The sequence below is a fragment of the Leptospira fluminis genome (genome assembly GCF_004771275.1).
GTDB classification, from domain to species: Bacteria; Spirochaetota; Leptospiria; order Leptospirales; family Leptospiraceae; genus Leptospira_B; species Leptospira_B fluminis.
Map to the genome: position 1 here is coordinate 81,743 of NZ_RQEV01000003.1, position 17,072 is coordinate 98,814.

15 protein-coding genes are annotated in these 17,072 nt (G+C 48.4%); 9 read left to right on the forward strand and 6 right to left on the reverse strand.

All coding sequences use genetic code 11. The features are described from left to right. Position 1: 1 nt before the first annotated feature. Positions 2–778 (forward strand): type III pantothenate kinase, encoded by a 777-nt coding sequence (locus EHO61_RS02315; protein WP_135812026.1) that lies wholly within the window; start codon positions 2–4, stop codon positions 776–778. A 209-nt stretch (positions 779–987) separates the two neighbouring features. After that, on the forward strand, positions 988–2,103 hold the full coding sequence (gene cfa / locus EHO61_RS02320) for a cyclopropane fatty acyl phospholipid synthase (RefSeq protein ID WP_135812027.1): 1,116 nt from the start codon (positions 988–990) through the stop codon (positions 2,101–2,103). 38 nt (positions 2,104–2,141) lie between these two features. Here the strand turns inward: cfa and EHO61_RS02325 are convergent, their stop codons facing one another. Next, positions 2,142–2,624, reverse strand: coding sequence for a crossover junction endodeoxyribonuclease RuvC (locus EHO61_RS02325; protein ID WP_135812028.1), 483 nt, complete (start codon positions 2,622–2,624; stop codon positions 2,142–2,144). Between the two features lie 39 nt (positions 2,625–2,663). Then, positions 2,664–3,413 carry a YebC/PmpR family DNA-binding transcriptional regulator gene (locus tag EHO61_RS02330; protein ID WP_135812029.1) on the reverse strand — a complete coding sequence of 250 codons (750 nt, stop codon included), beginning with the start codon at positions 3,411–3,413 and terminating at the stop codon, positions 2,664–2,666. A gap of 180 nt (positions 3,414–3,593) precedes the next feature. Here EHO61_RS02330 and EHO61_RS02335 point away from each other — a divergent pair, with 180 nt between their 5' ends. Beyond that, positions 3,594–4,187: a Tll0287-like domain-containing protein gene (locus tag EHO61_RS02335; RefSeq protein ID WP_135812030.1), complete on the forward strand. Its 594-nt coding sequence runs from the start codon at positions 3,594–3,596 to the stop codon at positions 4,185–4,187. Positions 4,188–4,212: 25 nt separating this feature from the next. Here EHO61_RS02335 and EHO61_RS02340 read toward each other — a convergent pair whose 3' ends face one another. The 4 genes from EHO61_RS02340 to EHO61_RS02355 all read right to left on the reverse strand — a co-directional run bounded on the left by EHO61_RS02340 (position 4,213) and on the right by EHO61_RS02355 (position 9,915). Next, positions 4,213–6,681 (reverse strand): SpoIIE family protein phosphatase, encoded by a 2,469-nt coding sequence (locus EHO61_RS02340; RefSeq protein ID WP_135812031.1) that lies wholly within the window; start codon positions 6,679–6,681, stop codon positions 4,213–4,215. A gap of 218 nt (positions 6,682–6,899) precedes the next feature. Then, positions 6,900–7,397, reverse strand: coding sequence for an LIC10604 family protein (locus tag EHO61_RS02345; RefSeq protein ID WP_135812032.1), 498 nt, complete (start codon positions 7,395–7,397; stop codon positions 6,900–6,902). Positions 7,398–7,876: 479 nt separating this feature from the next. Then, positions 7,877–8,077 carry a DUF2283 domain-containing protein gene (locus EHO61_RS02350; protein ID WP_135812033.1) on the reverse strand — a complete coding sequence of 67 codons (201 nt, stop codon included), beginning with the start codon at positions 8,075–8,077 and terminating at the stop codon, positions 7,877–7,879. A 2-nt stretch (positions 8,078–8,079) separates the two neighbouring features. Further along, positions 8,080–9,915: a sodium:solute symporter family protein gene (locus EHO61_RS02355; RefSeq protein WP_135812034.1), complete on the reverse strand. Its 1,836-nt coding sequence runs from the start codon at positions 9,913–9,915 to the stop codon at positions 8,080–8,082. 142 nt (positions 9,916–10,057) lie between these two features. On the opposite strand from EHO61_RS02355, the gene EHO61_RS02360 reads away from it, so the two are divergent. The 6 genes from EHO61_RS02360 to EHO61_RS02385 all read left to right on the forward strand — a co-directional run bounded on the left by EHO61_RS02360 (position 10,058) and on the right by EHO61_RS02385 (position 16,934). Next, the gene (locus EHO61_RS02360) at positions 10,058–11,281 is read left to right on the forward strand and encodes an aspartate kinase (protein ID WP_135812035.1); all 1,224 of its coding nucleotides are present in this window, start codon (positions 10,058–10,060) and stop codon (positions 11,279–11,281) included. Positions 11,282–11,400: 119 nt separating this feature from the next. Next, on the forward strand, positions 11,401–12,378 hold the full coding sequence (locus EHO61_RS02365; RefSeq protein WP_246032014.1) for a putative peptidyl-prolyl cis-trans isomerase: 978 nt from the start codon (positions 11,401–11,403) through the stop codon (positions 12,376–12,378). Positions 12,379–12,415: 37 nt separating this feature from the next. Beyond that, positions 12,416–13,978 (forward strand): spiro-SPASM protein, encoded by a 1,563-nt coding sequence (locus EHO61_RS02370; protein WP_135812037.1) that lies wholly within the window; start codon positions 12,416–12,418, stop codon positions 13,976–13,978. Further along, on the forward strand, positions 13,953–15,557 hold the full coding sequence (locus tag EHO61_RS02375) for a cytidylyltransferase domain-containing protein (RefSeq protein ID WP_135812038.1): 1,605 nt from the start codon (positions 13,953–13,955) through the stop codon (positions 15,555–15,557). The genes EHO61_RS02370 and EHO61_RS02375 overlap by 26 nt, the downstream gene beginning before the upstream one ends. 196 nt (positions 15,558–15,753) lie before the next feature. Next, the gene (locus tag EHO61_RS02380) at positions 15,754–16,494 is read left to right on the forward strand and encodes a TetR/AcrR family transcriptional regulator (protein WP_135812039.1); all 741 of its coding nucleotides are present in this window, start codon (positions 15,754–15,756) and stop codon (positions 16,492–16,494) included. A gap of 35 nt (positions 16,495–16,529) precedes the next feature. Then, positions 16,530–16,934, forward strand: coding sequence for a DUF1801 domain-containing protein (locus EHO61_RS02385; RefSeq protein WP_135812040.1), 405 nt, complete (start codon positions 16,530–16,532; stop codon positions 16,932–16,934). Positions 16,935–17,072: the final 138 nt, after the last annotated feature.

A 17,072-nucleotide genomic window follows, 5' to 3' on the forward strand; every position in this document is an offset into this window, starting at 1 on the left:
AATGATTCTTGTTATAGACGTCGGTAATACGAATACCGTCTTCGGTATTTATCGGGACGGTTCCAAAGAACCGATCTTTCATAGAAGAACCGTGACTCGTAGGGATCGCACCTCCGACGAGATGGGGCTTTTTCTCCGCGGCTTTTTACGGGAATTCGAGATAGATAGTTCGCATATCAAAGGCGGAATTTATTCCTCCGTAGTACCTCAGCTCAATCCGATTTTGGAAAGAATGATCCAGGATTGGTTTAAAATCGATCCGATCGGAGTGAATTACAGAATGAAACTTCCATTCGGAATTCTTTATCCTCGACCCTTCGAAATCGGAGCGGACAGATTGGTGAACGCTGCTGCAGTCGTACAGGATCATCCGGGCAAAAGCATCATCATCGATCTGGGAACCGCGACCACGTTTTGCGTGGTGGACGATGTTCCGAATTACTTGGGTGGGGTGATCGCTCCGGGTTTGAAAGGATCCATGGACGCTTTGACCAGAAATGCGGCTCAGCTTCCCCCGATCGTTTTCCAGCCTCCGCAGAAGATTTTGGGGGATTCCACCATCGAATCCATACAGGCAGGATTTTTCTTCGGCTGGATAGGGTTACTGGACGGGATCATTCAGGAAATCAAAAAGGCCTACGGAAAAGAATACAAAGTGATCGGTACCGGAGGATTAGTGACGACCATTCATTCCGCGCATCCCGGTCTCTTCGACAAAATAGAACCGTTGCTCACTCTTCGGGGATTGCAGATTCTTTACGACCTGAATCGCTCCTAACGAAACCGTGGCGGCTTAAACGCGATCGAATTCTATGTCGCTTATTAAAAGAGCAAGCGGGTCGATCGAAACTCCAAAAGTAGCATATTTTCTTCGTTAGGCGAAATTTCAAACGGGATCTATTTATGAAAGTATAATCCTTTTTGGATTGCCAGTCCCCCTTAAAACAACTACACTTAACGGAAATTCCTTCCTTAAGGCGGGTATCTATGCGAAACGCGATCCGTAAGAAAGTAGAAACCCTTTTTTCCTCGGCAGGAGTCTCTTTCGTAGGGAATTCCCCTTGGGACTTGAAAATCAAAAACGACTCGTTTTATGAAAGGGTGGCCGCAAAAGGATCCCTGGGCTTCGGAGAAGCCTACATGGACGGATGGTTCGAGAGCGAAAAGTTGGACCAGACGATTTACAAAGTCGTAAAAGCCGGCTTGGAACGAAAGGGGGGAAAATCCTGGAGGGATCTGCTTCTCTTCGTTCTTTCCCGCTTGATCAACCAGCAGGACAGAAGCAGAGCCTTCGAAGTCGGAGAAAGGCATTACGATATCGGAAACGATCTTTTCCAAGAAATGCTGGATCCCGAGCTCGTGTATTCCTGCGCTTATTGGAAAAAAGCCAAGAATCTCGCGGAAGCCCAAATCAACAAATTAGATCTGATCTGCAGAAAAATTAAGTTAAAACCGGGAATGAAGATCCTGGATATCGGCTGCGGTTGGGGAGGATTTGCCCGCTATGCCGCAAAACGATACGGAGCAAACGTCGTAGGGATCAGCGTGTCGAAGGAACAATTGTCCTTGGCCACGGACCTATCCAAAGGACTGAACATCGAATACCGGCTCCAGGATTACCGCGCGGTAAACGAATCCTTCGATCGGATCGTTTCCATAGGACAGATGGAACACGTGGGTTTCAAGAATTATGCCACCTATATGAAAATTGCCTACCGATGCTTGAAAGAAGGCGGATTATTTCTATTGCATACCATCGGTTCCAACGACACTTCCAGAGTCGGCGACGCATGGATCGAAAAGTACATCTTTCCGAATTCCCTACTCCCTTCGTCCGCACAACTAACTAAAGCGGCGGAGAAATTATTCGTGCTGGAAGACCTTCAGAATTTCGGAAGCTATTACGATCAGACCTTGATGGCTTGGTACAATAATTTCGAAAAATCCTGGAAAAAGCTCGGTAGTAAATACGGAGAAAGATTTTATAGAATGTGGAAATTCTATCTCTTAGCCTGCGCCGGCGCATTTCGTGCCAGGAAATTACAACTTTGGCAGTTCGTGTTTTCCAAAGATATGGAAGGGGTCTACGAAGGTGTCCGTTAAAGCCCCAGCCTCTTTCCCTTGCGAAGGATGTCGATCTCTCAGAGACCGACGGAACTAGACATCGCAAAACCGACATAAGCCGAGGCCATGGCATCCCAGGAATCGTCGTGGCCGGTCAGTTCCGCTAGTCCGAGAAGCAATTTCAGAGCAGTCTTGATTTCCTTCTTATCGGCGACTCCGCTGCCTGTGGTTCCTTTTTTGATCTGAGAAGCCGTAGGCTCCACGAAAGGTATATTATGTTCTCCTAATGTAAGAAGAACGACCCCTCTGGATTCGTACACTTTCGCAGCCGTGGTCCGGTTCTTTGCAAAGAAAAGATCCTCCACGCAGGCCAGATCCGGATGAAATTCGTCCAGGATAGCTTCGAGCTGGCGGCGGATCGCGATCAGATTTATTGGACTTTTGGTCCCCGGGGGGACTTCTATCGTTCCGTACGTGCGGACATGAATTCTGGACGATTCCTTCTCCAACACGGCATAACCCATGCGATGGGAACCGGGATCGATTCCGAGCACTTTCATTTTAAGAAGCGGAAAGGAAAAATCCGCATCGGAAACGTTCTATTCATACTCCTTCTCCAACTCGGCCGACAGTTCGAAGTTGGAGTTGACGCTTTGCACGTCGTCGTGGGTTTCCAAGTTATCGATCAATTTCATCGTTTTATCCGCGAGATCCTTATCGGAAACTTCGGTGGTAACGAGGGGAACGAATTTGATCTCGGATTCGTCCGTCTTGATTCCTTTGTTGTTAAGCGCAGTCTGCACCGCTTCGTACTCTTCCGGAGCCGTGACTACGCGAAAGACCTCCCCTTCGTTCTGAACGTCCTCCGCTCCGGCTCCTACGGCCAAATCCACCAGTTCCTCCTCGGAAACCTGTTCGGAAGGCACGATGATGATTCCCTTTCTCTCGAAGAGTCTACTGACACTGCCGGTTGTGGCGAGGGAACCGCCCAACTTGGTCAGGATACTTTTGATTTCCGGAGTCGTGCGGGATTTTTTATCCGTAACCGCTTCCACCATGATCGCGATCCCTCCGGGGCCGAAGCATTCGTATAAACATTCCTCGTATACGATCCCTTCCAATTCCCCGGTTCCCTTTTTGATCGCTCTTTCGATATTGTCCTTCGGCATATTGGCCGACTTCGCCTTTAGGACGGCAAGACGCAGACGGGGATTCCCTTCCTGGTCCGATCCGCCCATTCTGGCGGCGACCGTGATCTCCTTCACTATTTTGGTAAAGACGGCACCTCTTTTGGAGTCGATTGCGTCCTTTTTACGTTTGATCGTAGCCCACTTACTATGACCGGACATCGGCTAGTTCCCCTTTTTTGGATTGAGAATCGGTTCGTTAAATGATTCGATGAAAACCTAGTTTCAAAACCTTTTTTTCAACAAATCTCCGTTTTTCAACCTTGTCCATCTTTTTTGGGCTCGGATCTTTCCGGAGGAAAAGGTTGGCGAACTATATTCGTATAAGAGAGAATCGTTTTTGTGAAACAAAACAAATCCGCCTTGTTCCGGAAACTTTTTCTACGGGGAATTTCCCTCCTCATTTTGGTCCAATTTTTTGCGGTTTGCGATAGAAACCAAGACGGCGACAAAAAGGAAATCCTATCCAAGTTATTCGATGAGTTGCAAGCGGAGTTATCAAAAGAACTCCGATCTTCGATCCGGACCCGAGGGTTGGCCGATTCGATTTCCATTTGCAAAACCCTTTCTCCTTCCAAAGAAAAGGAGATCGGCGATCGCTACCCGGGCTTACGGATCCGAAGAGTCTCGGAAAAAAACCGCAACCCGCAACATTCTCCCGACGATTGGGAGAAGCAGGTGTTCGCCGACTGGAAAAAATTCGCGGAAACCGGCAGGCCTCCGTATTCCTTCTTCGAAAGCACTCAGAACGAACTTCGTGCGATGCGACCGATTTCGATCTCGGACGAAACCTGTCTCAAATGCCACGGTCCGACGGAAAAAATCGACGGTAAGACGCTGGCTAAGATCCGCGAATCGTATCCTAACGATGCGGCGGTGAATTATAAGATGGGAGACCTAAGAGGCGCATTCTCCGCTACTTGGAAGCGATTCTAGTTCCCGCATACGGATTCGATTGCACCTAACGCATCTCCGCAAGCAGAGCCTGAGCTTTTACATGCTCCCGATTTCTTAGGGTCAATCTTTCGCATAATTCCGTCGCCTTTTGGATTTCTCCCGACATCTTATATCCGTACGCGGCATAATAGAAATGTTCGAGAGAAGAAGGGAAACGGGAAATATAGGATTCCAGATAGGAAGCGGCTTTTAAAAAAGCCCTTTCCTTTAGGAATTGTTCCCCCAGGAGTCTCAGTAAATTTCCGTCGTAAGGAAAGGATTCGAACGCCTTTTCCAAAAGAGATAGGCCTTCCTTTCTGTTCCCCGATTTCAGAAGACTTTTTCCGTTCATAAATAATTCATAATATTCTCTGGAAACCTTGGGCCGGGAACCGTCCTTTTCGCCGGTATATTCCAGTCTGAGCAGAGTAAAATCGTCGTACAATTCCCCTTTGGAAATCAGGAATTGGAAGATTTTCTCGGGATGACCTTCTCCGTCCTCCACTACGGATAAAATCTGCTCCGTATCCTCGTTGATGAACCAGTCTCCGGATCTTCCCAACATTTTCAGATCGTCTTTTCCGTCGGATCCGATAAAGATCACGTCCTTCGGAAAGAGTTCGAAGGTCTGAACGAGTAGATTTTTTTCGTTATCCGGCGTCCCGAACTTGCGACAAGTCAGGGAATCCTCGATAAAAGAAGCTCGGCCGTCCCGGTACAGGATCGTCCAAGGATGCTCGGCGTTGATATAATACAAAAACCCCGTTTCGTCGTCCAACAAGCCGATCACGGCGGAAACGTACATGGATCCGTCAAAAGATTCGTATACTTGCTGTAGTTCCGTAAAAACCTGTTTGAGCCATTGCTCCGGAGAAGCTTCCTTTTCCCTAGCCGTTTTGGACCGGGTCAAAATCGCTCGGAATACGGATCCTAAAACCAAAGCGCCGCCCGCGCCTTGGATGGATTTTCCCATGGCGTCTCCGTTTAAAAAAACGGTATATTGTCTACCCCGCAACTCCAGATTTCCGGAGACGCAGATATCCCCTCCGATCTCGTAATTCTTCGATCTGAACTCGAAGGTTTTCTTCTGCTTTATATAAAAATCCGTCCGGACCTTAGGACTTTTGTTTTCGTTTACGGCCAAGGGATTGATGAGAAGAGCGGTGAGAAAATAATCTCCGTCCTGTTGGACCTTCAGTTTACGCATCTGGTCCAAGGTTTGGTTCAGTTCGAGGGTGCGTTCTTCTATCTTCTTTTCGAGGGAACCGTTGAGCTCTTCCACTTCTTCGTTCAGTCGTACGAACTTATTGGCGAGGATGGTCGCCAGACTCAAGACGAAGAATACGAAGGAATATCCGACGAGCCGCGGAAAGACAAAGACTCCCCTATCCGTAAGTATATCCACGACGGTGGCCGCGAGAACCAAGCCCATTCCGGAAAGGACGAGTATTGCGTCCCGATTCTGTTTCCGAATTTCCCGGTACAGCCAGAAGAACGCGAACGCGACGTACCCGATCCAGATCGGCTGCACGATATTCTGATTTACAAACATGTAATGCTTCACGTCTCCAGTCGAAAGAATAAAGATCGCCGACAGGAAACACAAAGCGTCTAGAACATGCAGGATCTTCGTTCGAGGTGCGCGAAAATACGTCCGTAAAAAATGACAGAAAAGCGGGACCGTAAAAATCAGCACGAGATATTCCGTCTTTTTCAGGACGAAGAAGGATATTCCCAGATCATACTTGGTCTGATTTCGTAAAAATTGATAGATTACAAGCAGGAGCGTAAAAGCGGAAAAATATAGGTTCTCCGATTCCTTTCTCCTCCTGATGAACAAAAAAGTGAAATACACTCCGACGGTGAAGTAAATCGTTAAGAGAAGTAACTTTAAATATTCCTCGCGATCAAATCCGGCTCGGATCAAATCGCTAGGACCGATTTCGACCCGATCCCCTGTGATCCCTATGTCGTTCGGAAAATACTTCTCTACTTTCACCAGCAGTACGTGGGTGGATCCCGATTCGGTAAGATTCTCCGGGATCTCGTAGATTCGGACCTTATCGTAGACCTGCGGCTTTTCCGAGCCGAAATCTCCCGACTTTCCGATCCTGTGTCCGTCCCAATACGCCTCGTCGCGGTCCGAGATTATCCCGAGACGGATCGAAATCTGATCCGCTTTTTCCTTCTTTCCGATTCGGATCGTTTTCGCGATCCAGATTCGGGAAACTTTCGAGTTTGAGTCCGATCTATTTTTCAAATAATTTCCCGGAACGGAATATCCCTCCCAGTCGGAGAAAGGATTTTCCCCGTTTCTAACCGATTGGTAGATTTTTTCGGGATCCAAATCTTCGGACGTCACCTTCCAGTCGGATCCGTCCAAGGAACGGACCACGGAAAGATCGTCGATTTCGAAATCGGTTCCGTCCTTCGCAGCCAAAGGAAGAACGATGATAAGAAAGCAGAACCAAGCGAACCTAAGTGGGAATTTCATCCCGAACATCCTTCTCGAGTATTTTCGAAACTAAACGGGGATCGCTTCGGTTATTTAACTTGTGGCATGGAATCAATACGGTTTCTCAGTCCTTCATGTCGGTCGAGAATAAAACTCCGATGGCGAATAACAATTGTGTGTCGGAGGAAAATCGAGCGCCGGATCCTTTCATTTGGAATAAAACTAAAATGAAAAATAGAATGCGATTGCCGCTTCGCTTATCTTTTTTCCAAAGATTGGGACAATTCCTTTAGGATCTGGTGAATGGTGCCCGTGTATCCGAAAAAAAAGCGGGCCAAAAATCGGAAGATCGGATTCCAAATCTTTCCCCTTTCCCGAATCCGGACTCGGGTGAGATGCGGACCCAATTTCAGAAAATGGTAATCCCAAACCCCTTCATAGGGAAGCCCTTCGCTCAGGATTTTTACGACCAGCGAAGAAGGTCGGTCTTCCGATTCGAAGCAATAACGGATATGGTGTCCGTGAGAATCCTTTTCCAACCAAACGGTTTCGCTTTCCTTCAGCACGGAGCGTACTCCCGATCTCCAGCGAGGGTATTCTTCCGGATTGCGGATAACGGCGAACACTTCCTCTATCGAGGCGGGAATTTCTCTTTCCCCCTCCGCTTCGTGTTCTTTCGGAAGTCCGAATCCGATACATACTACCGCGAGTACGAACAGAAAGAAGACGCCCGTCGAAATCCCTAACCAAAACATAAACGGTTCAAATCGTCCGTTTCAACCAAGGTCGCACAACCGATTTTTGACGGTCGGATAAAAATTTACCGATTTTGACGAAAGAAAAAATAAGATCGCAAAATATGTCAAAACATTGACAAAAACAAATCGACTTAGATTGGCTTGGTCCCAACGGAAAGCAAGAAGCCCGAACGGAAGAAACCGGGCTAAAGGGTTCGAGAACGAGTCAATTTCTTTCGGATGAAACGCGGCTTTTGATAACTACGCAAGAATAACGATATATTCCGAAGTTGGAATTCTGTTTTTATTCTCGCGGTATTTTTCTTATGAGTTCAACAGATCTTATTTTATTTCCGTCGGATACCAAATTGCGAATCCAAAAGACGGAACATTCAATCCTTACGCTTTATTACTCGAATTGAACGCGTATTTTTAAATCCGCAAGGGATCGACGCGTAGCCAGCAGACGAAGGTGTGTTTACAAACAAAATCCGTAACTAAGGTTTCGCTGTCTCAAAAAGAAACGTGGAAAGATCCACATACTTGGACGCGTTACCATGAATATCGATTCCGACTGGCTTTCCGTTCTCATCCAAATCTACGTTTAAGTCTGCATTAACTTCCTTCGTTTCTACTGATCGGCGATCAGATAAGTCAATGTAGATGGAATCAGTTTCTGGGTAATGCGTAATTCTCATTTTTATTCCTTTCTGGTCGATCCATTCCCCAACCGACGCTTCCAGAACCGAAACGCAAGCCATCCCGTAAACGCGGAGAGGGAAAGATAAATCGTGGAGGATGTTAAATCTTCCATGAGAATGGCACCGGTTCCGAACAGGCCGGAATACAAGGAAACGCTCGCAAGCGCCCAAACTCCGCAGCGGGAATAGAACTCTCTTCTCGCATCCGCTCCCCCCCACTTCCCCCAAAATCCGAAAGGCTTCGTTCTTTTTACGAAAGATTGTAACGTGGAATCGGGAGAAGGAGGCGTCAGATACGTGACTAGGATGGAGGAAAAAACACTTCCTAACGCGGTCCAGAATAACAAATATTCCGATCTTACCTCCGGAAACGCCGGATACAAAAGGAGGGAAAGAACCAAAGCCGTACTCATCCCGGCCAACTCCGTCCAGGCATTCGTTCTCCACCAAATCCAACGAAGAATTTGAGGAAGTCCCAATCCGGAAGCCACGGCTAGAAAAAATTTCCAAGCGGATTGTATGGATCCCATTTGGGTCGCTACCAATACGGATATTCCCGCCATCAAAAGCACCGCAATCCTACTAGCCAGCACCATCTGTTTATTATTTGCGGAAGGCTTAAAAAATCGAAGATACAGATCGTTGACCAGATAACTGGCCCCCCAATTGATATGAGTATCCGCCGTGGACATGAATGCCGCCATCAGACTTACGAAAACCAATCCTAGAATTCCGGAGGGGAGGATGACCTTCATCAAAATCGGATAGGCCATCTCCCGATCCACTTGGACGGATGTTCCCTCCGACACAAGTAGGTCCGCCTTATCCAAAGGAAATACGACCAGGCATACGAGTGCGGTCAATACCCAAGGCCAAGTACGGAGAATAAAATTCGCTACGTTAAACCAAAGGGATCCCAATTCCGCGTCCGCCGGAGTCTTTGCGGTATGCAAACGCTGCGCCAAGTATCCAGAGCCGTCGGAATAATACTGGATCCACCACTGTACTCCGATGAATATTAGAAAAATCGTAAGTGGTAATTGCCCCTGCCCTTCTCCGAAAGAGGGCCAGACCGAAAGAATGCCGTCGGCCTTGCCCGGATAAATCGCTTCGAGCTTGGTATACAGACCGTCCAAACCTCCCACATATCCGACCGCATAGACGGCAAAGACTACGGCGCCTCCGATCCCCAAAGCGAATTGGAACAGATCGGTCAGAATCACCCCTTGGATCCCGCCCATACTGCTGTAAAAGACGACCACGGAAAACAGAACCAAAACCGTAAGAGTATTGTTTAGATCGTCGAAAACGAGGAAGCCCGGCCAGATCGATTCCAACGCCGAAAACGAATCCGCACCCAAAAGAATCTTCCAGTCCAAAAAGGGTCTTGTGATTTTGGACATCGCCTTAAAGACCCATCCCAGAATGATGGAATTGATCAATATGCTCAGAAAGAAGGCCTTGCTCGCGCGTAAAATCGCGGCTCCGGTTCCGGAGTAACGGATTTCCACGATTTCGATGTCCGTTAACACTTCCACCCTTCTCCAAATCGAGGCGAAAAACACGGTCATTGCCATGTATCCCAAGGCCCAACTCCACCAGAGCCAATTTCCGCTGACTCCGTCGTTCGCAACCACTCCCGTAATCACCAAGGGGGTATCGGCGGCGAACGTGGTCGCTACCATAGAGGTACCGAGCCACCACCAAGGGAGTTTTCTGTCGGCTACGAAATAGGAACTCAAACTTTCCCCCGCTTTGGAGGAAAGAAGAACCCCCGCTCCGAATGCGAACGCAATATATGTTCCGATTAGGATCCAATCGATAGTCGAAAAAATAGCGGCCTTCCTTTCTCTCGGGAGAGAGTCGTTTTTTCCATTAAGATCGGCCCGAAACTCAGGAAAACAAGGATTCTTTCGGCGGGTCTAGATCGATTTCTCTTGATCGGGCTATGAGGCGCGGAAACATGGCTCCGAGGCTATGCCAAATATTATCGTCCAGAAATTCGGAGGCACTTCCGTCGGAACTCCGGAGAGAATTTTAAACGTCGCTAGACGTATCAAAGGATATCATGACAAAGGAGATCATGTCGTAGTGGTCGTTTCCGCGATGGGCCACACTACGGATGAACTCGTGGATTTGGCGCGGCAGATTACTACGAATCCGCACAAACGGGAAATGGACATGCTGTTGTCCACGGGAGAGCAGGTTTCTATCGCCATGCTGGCAATGGCTCTTTGGGAAATCGGAGTTCCGGCAAAATCGTTCACCGGCTCCCAAGTGAGAATGATCACCGACGGAAATTTCTCCAACGCAAAGATCCAAACCATAGACCGGTCCCGGATCGACTCGGCCTTATCCGAAGGTAAGGTGGTGATCGTGGCGGGATTCCAAGGGATCGATAAAAACGAAGATATCACCACCCTCGGTCGTGGAGGATCCGACACTTCCGCAGTGGCGCTTGCCGCCGTTTTGGGCGCGAAGGAATGCGAGATCTATACGGACGTGGACGGAGTGTATACGGCGGACCCGCGGGTAGTCAAACAGGCCACCAAACACGCACAAATTACGTACGACGAAATGCTTGAGCTTGCCAGTTTGGGCGCGGGGGTATTGCACTCCCGCAGCGTGGAACTCGGAATGAATTACGACGTGGTGATTCATGTCCGGTCCAGTTTTAACCAAAACCCCGGGACTCTGGTAGTGAGCGAGGATAAGATCATGGAAAAATTGAAAGTCAGCGGAGTCACGGCTAAAAACGATCAGGCGAGAATCACCATCGCGAATGTCCCGGACAATCCCGGTCTGGCTGCCGATCTTTTCGGAAAACTGAGCGGAAAGGACATCCTCGTGGATGTGATCGTCCAATCCTCCCCCTACGACGGCCGGAACACGATTTCTTTTACCATTCCGAAAAAAGACATAGGCGAAGCACTGCCTATCCTGGAAACATTCGCCGGAACCCACGGAACCCAAAAACCCGAGATCAACGAAAACATCTCCATCGTATCCGCCGTCGGGATCGGAATGAAATCCCACGTAGGGGTCGCGGCGCAGATGTTCCGGGCTTTGGCGGAGGACGGGGTGAATATAGAAATGATCTCCACTTCCGAGATCAAAATCTCCTGCGTCATCCCGCGGGAAAAAGCCGAAATTGCAGTCAATCGGATCCACGATACGTTCGGATTATCGAAAAACGGTTGAACCTTGGCCCCTCGAACGGGCAAGTTTTCCCTGTGCCTAGTTTCCGTAAATTGTTTGTAACCATTCTCCGGTCGGGGGATTCGCGTCCTTTTCTCGCGCTTGCCTTTTTCGCATCGGCCATCGTTACGGATCCGGCACATTCTGCGGAGTCCATCAACCGGATCATCGCGACGGTGGGAAGTCATTCTATTTCGGAACTGGATTACGACGACGCGTTGGACAAGTACCAAAAACTTTCCCGGTTTTTGAAAAACGAAGACATGCGCAAATCCCAGAGAACCCGAGTCATAGACTTTTTGATCGACCGGGCCATTGTGGACACGATCGCCGACGAAGAATCCATCCAGGTAAACGAAAAGAGGCTGGAAGGAGAAATCGAAAAGCGAATGGAATTGATGGGGCTCACTTCTAGAAAGCAGTTCGAGCGCGCTATAGAAACGTCTTCAGGGATGCCTTACGATCTCTGGATCACGGAACTCCCATACCAAATCAAAAGAGGCCAACTTCTCCAATACAAGGTCCCCATGCCGCCTCCCGCAGAAAAGGACGTACGAAATTGGTACGCCCTGAATAAGGACAAAGTAGGATTCGAAATCCAATACAGGCTAATCGCCATCGCACCGAATAATGATAGTATTGCGGAAGAAGCCAGGATCCATAAGGAGGCGACGGAACTCCGAAAAACATTGCAAGCGGATCCCAATTCCTTCACTTTAATCGCAGGGTCTCCCCGAAACGGCGATACGAAGCTCAGGGCAAGAAAGGGGCTTGTGGACTGGATTTCCTCCTTCGAACTCTTTAAAATCAGCAAGTCCTCCGCGATCGCTACGTCCACTTTACAGGCAGGCGGAGTCTCCGAAGTGTTTCGGGACGAGTACAAAAGGTACTGCATCATCAAGGTGGAAGGAAAAAGAGCGACTCCCTTCGAAACCGTCAAAGGCGGGATTATGAACATCCTGGCCCGGGAAAAAGAGGAAGAAAACTTCCAAAAATGGGTCCGGGAGCAAAGAAGCACTGTGACGATTCAGATTTTCGACGATTCTTATAAAAAGGAAAACAAAATTCCGGATCATAAGGAATCCATCCACCTGGATTGATCCCTTTTTGTCCGAAGTACACTCCTAGAAAAAGAAGATGAAATTTCCTCCTCAAGCGATCGCGTTTTATATCCCGCACACCAAAAACGAATTCCTAAAAAAACGTCCCGTGGCGGAAATCGAATCCCTGGTTCGGGCAACCCTCCTGAATCTGACTCAGGTATTTCCGAATCTTCCGATTTACTCCAATACGATTTGGAACGATTCTTTGGACGGAAAGTCCTTGGCTAGGGAATTCGGTTTTTCCGATTTCACGGTCCTTCCTTCCGATACCGAGGCCGCTTTTTTTCTCTCCGTATCGGAAAAGCTGCCCGCTTCCCGTACTGGAGACCCGGACTGGGACGAAGCGAGTTTCGTCGTGATCGACGGACTTTCTCCTTTGTTGGACCCGAACCTAAGCCGTAAAATCGCGGAAAGGCACGATACGTATCTGGCACAATATTCCTATTCGGAAAATCTTCCGGTCGGAATCGTTCCTCGGATTTTATCCCGGGAATTCGTGCAAAGTCTGCCTAAGGATTTACCGGGAAGTACCCAGGATTTTCTCGCAAAAAACATCAACCATTACGATACGGAAATTTTTTACCAATCCCCGGATCTTCGCCAATGGAGAATGGACTTTTCCGCGTCGGACCTGCGCTCCCTACTATTCGTTCGCGCTTTCCTAAAGCGAAAAAACGGATGGAGTTACGACGAACTTCTGCCGTTTCTACTTTCCCATCCGGAGACGTTTCGGACCGGACCGAGTTATCTGGAATTGGAGATCGTCGGAACTAGAACCAGGGAATCGACGATCTATCCAGGTTCGAAATTAAAAGAATCGAAATCGGAGGCGGTTTGGGAGGAATCCCTATTGGATTCCATACTTTCCCAGCACGAAAGCGGATTCGGAACGGAATACAGCGTTTGCTTCGGAGGCCTGGGAGAACCGATTCTCCATCCTTCCCTACCCGCATTCGTGGATCGCACGTTACGCTCTCCTTCCGTAAAGGAACTCTTTATTGAAACCGATCTGGCCGACGATCCCGCGAACCTGATCGACAGCTTAAAAGGAAGATCCGAAGAGGATCTGGAAAAGATCAGCCTCATCGTAAACCTAAGCACTTGGAGCAAAAAAACCTTCCAAAGTCTGTACGGATACGACGGTTTCGATACGGTCGTAAAAAACCTGGAGCTCGTGTCCGAGATTCTGCCAAAGCACCGTATCTATCTCCAATTCCTGAAATTGAAGGAAATCGATTCCGAAGTGGATTCCTGGTATGATACGACCGAAAAAGCGGGCTACGGAATCATTCTGCAAAAATACAATTCGTACGCGGGAAAGTTACCGGAAAGGCGAGCAGCAGACTTAACTCCTTTGGAAAAGGAATTTTGTTGGCACCTTGCCCGAGACCTGTATGTGAATTCGGACGGATCCGTTTCGATCTGCAAGCAGCTCCCGGGAAATCCGAGCAAATCGGTCGGAAATCTCAAGCACCAATCTCTGAACGAGATCTGGGAAAAAGGACACGCGTTCTTTTCCTCTTCGATAAACGGAAAGCACGAAAATATCCCGGCGCCCTGCCTTTCCTGCGATGAATGGTACACCTTTAACGCGTAGTCCGGTCCGCTCCCTGTATGCTTTCGTACAGGCGAGGACCGGTTCGTCCCGCTTTCCGAACAAGGTACTGACGGAACTTCCCTCGGATTCGGGTACGGTTTTACTGGATCACGTACATCATAGACTCGATCAAGTCTTGCCGGAATCCAGGATAGTGTATCTGATTCCGGAAGGAGATTCCGCGCTGGAGGATTTTCTTTCCGCAAGAGGCAGGCGCTTTTTTAGCGGATCCTTGGAGGACGTAAGGGCCAGATATATCTCCGCGGCTAAAACCTTCGGAGCGGACGCAATTCTTCGGTTAACGGGGGACAATCCGTTTTACGACGTCAAACACCTTTCTCTTTTGGTTTTTTCCTTTCTGGAAGGCGGCGCGGATCTTTCCTATTTCAGCGGTCTTCCCCTCGGTACCGGAGGAGAAATCTTCCGTACGCAGGCGCTGCTTTGGGAACCGCCGGAAGGCATCAAGGAACGGCATAGGGAACACGTTAGTCTACACATCAAAGAAACTCCGGAAAAATTCAGGATCCGTCCTATCACCGCGATTCTTCCTCCCGGATCCTCGGAAATCGTTTCGCAGCTGAGAATGACGATCGACACGAAAGAGGATTATACGGCCCTAGAGAAACTCTTAAACGGGCCGGCAAAACGAATCGGAACTTCCGCGGATGCCGTCTTTCGTTTCGGAGCGGAAGAACTTCTATCCTGGCAGGCGGAGTTTCCGGAAATCTTTCAGATCAACCGGGATGTACCTCAAATTCGATTTCCTCTACCTAGCCCCGTCCTGAAATCGAAGGGAAGGATCGGGCTTCTCATAGCGGGCGCAAAAGAGTTCGGCAGCGGACATGAGGCAAGATCCCATCTTCTCTACTCCTTACTGCCGCAACGCGATTGGGAAACGAGTCTTTTGCAGGAACTCCCGGAGGATGGAGAATTCGCCGGATTGATCGTGGACTACCGGGACCTGAAGATGATCCGTTCATACAAAAAAACTAAAGTGCTCCTCTTGGACCATTTCGGACCGGAAAGAATGCAATATCCGCATTGGGATCTACTTCCCCATCCTCTGAGCGGCAGTTCTTTCGATTGGGAAAACATTCTTATTTCTCCCTACCTTACCCAAGACGGAATCGGACAGGAAAAAGAAAGCGAGAAGTGCTGGGAGATCTTTTGCTATGCGGGCGCTTTGGATGGCGATACCTGCGACAAACTGGACGATTCGTTGGCGCAGCGTTCGAGTTCCGTATTCCGCGTGGGAGGAACTCCTCCGAAAGACAGACACTCGACAAAAATCGGTTATTCGCGCCGTCTCTCCAGCATGGAATATTTGGAAACTCTGAAAAAATCCGGAAATTTTTACGGATATTTCGGACAAAGCCTTTTCGAAGCGATGTATCTAGGGATTCCGTCGGCGACATTCCCGATTTCACCGGTGCACAAAACGCTTTCGGAATACTTATGGAAAGAAGCGGAGATTCCGTACGGAGATACGGATTGCCTTCCTTCTTTTTCCGTCGGAACCCGCAAACCCGGCTCGAAAGGATATGATAGAATATTAGAATATATTGATATTCTGTTTTAGACCACGATTTCTTAGGATATCCAAAAATAGAACGTGTTTGCCGCCAGAAAGGCAGGAAACAATAAACATAATCTTTGTTTCCGTTGTCCGTTTTTTCTCTCAGGTTTCGAAAAAAGTTTGACCAAAAATTGTCTTAGAGGCATATTCAAACCGACCGTCGGTATAGACCGACGGTCGGTTTGAATGGAGGGGCCGCATGATCGCACCAAAAGTTTCCACAAGAGAAAGAATTCTGAATGAATCCCGAAAGCTCTTTTTCGCAAAAGGGTACGAAACGACTTCGATACAGGACATCCTCTCCGCGTTGGACATCGCTAAAGGAACGTTCTACCACCATTTCCAATCCAAAGAGGAGTTGCTGGAAGAGATTGCGGTGAAATTTGCTCAGGAGGCGCATGCAGCAATGCAGGCCGAAATAGGCAATTTGGGGGACGAAGGTACCGGTTTGGATAAGATCAGAAGGGCTTTGATCGTGACCCATAACTGGAAAAAGGGAAAAGCGGAAGAGATTCGCTTTCTGTTAGAGTCCTTATTCTCCGCAGGCAACCTACAACTTCGGGACAAGATCCATAGAAAGTCCGTGGATCTCAGCTTTCCTCTCTTCGTATCCTTAACCGTAGAAGGTCAAAAAGACGGATCCCTCACTAGCAGACTAAGGGCGGATCACCTAACATCGATTATCTTCGACCTTTCCGACGCGCTGGGCGAAAAAGTCGCCTTTTTCCTACTAGGCAAGAGCAAGGAAAGCGAGGATGAAATCTACGAGTTAATGCTTTCTTATCATAAGACGATCGAAGAATTGTTGGGTTGCCCGGAAGGCGGCTTGGATTATTTCGATCGTACGGAATGGACGGAACTTACGAAACTATTTAAGAAATCCGAATTACCTTCGGAAAATTTCGTGGATTCCGCTCCTTTAGTGGCGAACGCCGGTTGATGTTCAACCTGCCTTGAAAGAATCGAGGTTTGATTATGCTTCTTTACGCATTGGTCCCTACTCTACCTAGATTCGATCTGGACCATCAGATCGAATCTCCAATAGATTCGTACGTTCAAAGAGCCTCCGAAATTCGGAAGGAAAGGATGCAAGAGCTTTTGGAATTCGTACGCTCCGAATTTCCGGATCTTCGCGAAACGTTAAAAAACAATATGCCCACCTTGGAACGGAACGGCAAGAGCCTCTCTTTTGCGAACCAAAAGAGTTATCTTACGGTTCAATTCCGACAGGAATCCTTTGTCCGCGCTTTCAAGATCAAGGCTCCGAATATTACCTGCGGGAAAACCAGGATCAATCTTAGGGATAAGGATAAGATCCCGATGGTATATCTAAAATCCTTAATTAAGAAAGCCCTGTCGGACAGGACCGGAAAAGCCTGATCGACTCCCCCGCCGAATCGGAAAACGGATCCTTTTCCCGAAAAGGGAGGCTCGGATTCGAAACGGCGGGTTCTCCCGGCACTTCTCAATTATGTCACATAATTTCCAGGATTCGGAACTACAAGGAGATCCGAACCG

Excerpts from the sequence above, each read along its gene's own strand:
- EHO61_RS02315 (WP_135812026.1), top strand. The coding sequence starts at position 2 with ATGATTCTTGTTATAGACGTCGGTAATACGAATACCGTCTTCGGTATT.
- cfa (WP_135812027.1), top strand. The coding sequence starts at position 988 with ATGCGAAACGCGATCCGTAAGAAAGTAGAAACCCTTTTTTCCTCGGCA.
- EHO61_RS02325 (WP_135812028.1), bottom strand. The coding sequence starts at position 2,624 with ATGAAAGTGCTCGGAATCGATCCCGGTTCCCATCGCATGGGTTATGCC.
- EHO61_RS02330 (WP_135812029.1), bottom strand. The coding sequence starts at position 3,413 with ATGTCCGGTCATAGTAAGTGGGCTACGATCAAACGTAAAAAGGACGCA.
- EHO61_RS02340 (WP_135812031.1), bottom strand. The coding sequence starts at position 6,681 with ATGAAATTCCCACTTAGGTTCGCTTGGTTCTGCTTTCTTATCATCGTT.
- EHO61_RS02345 (WP_135812032.1), bottom strand. The coding sequence starts at position 7,397 with ATGTTTTGGTTAGGGATTTCGACGGGCGTCTTCTTTCTGTTCGTACTC.
- EHO61_RS02350 (WP_135812033.1), bottom strand. The coding sequence starts at position 8,077 with ATGAGAATTACGCATTACCCAGAAACTGATTCCATCTACATTGACTTA.
- EHO61_RS02360 (WP_135812035.1), top strand. The coding sequence starts at position 10,058 with ATGCCAAATATTATCGTCCAGAAATTCGGAGGCACTTCCGTCGGAACT.
- EHO61_RS02370 (WP_135812037.1), top strand. The coding sequence starts at position 12,416 with ATGAAATTTCCTCCTCAAGCGATCGCGTTTTATATCCCGCACACCAAA.
- EHO61_RS02375 (WP_135812038.1), top strand. The coding sequence starts at position 13,953 with ATGAATGGTACACCTTTAACGCGTAGTCCGGTCCGCTCCCTGTATGCT.
- EHO61_RS02380 (WP_135812039.1), top strand. The coding sequence starts at position 15,754 with ATGATCGCACCAAAAGTTTCCACAAGAGAAAGAATTCTGAATGAATCC.
- EHO61_RS02385 (WP_135812040.1), top strand. The coding sequence starts at position 16,530 with ATGCTTCTTTACGCATTGGTCCCTACTCTACCTAGATTCGATCTGGAC.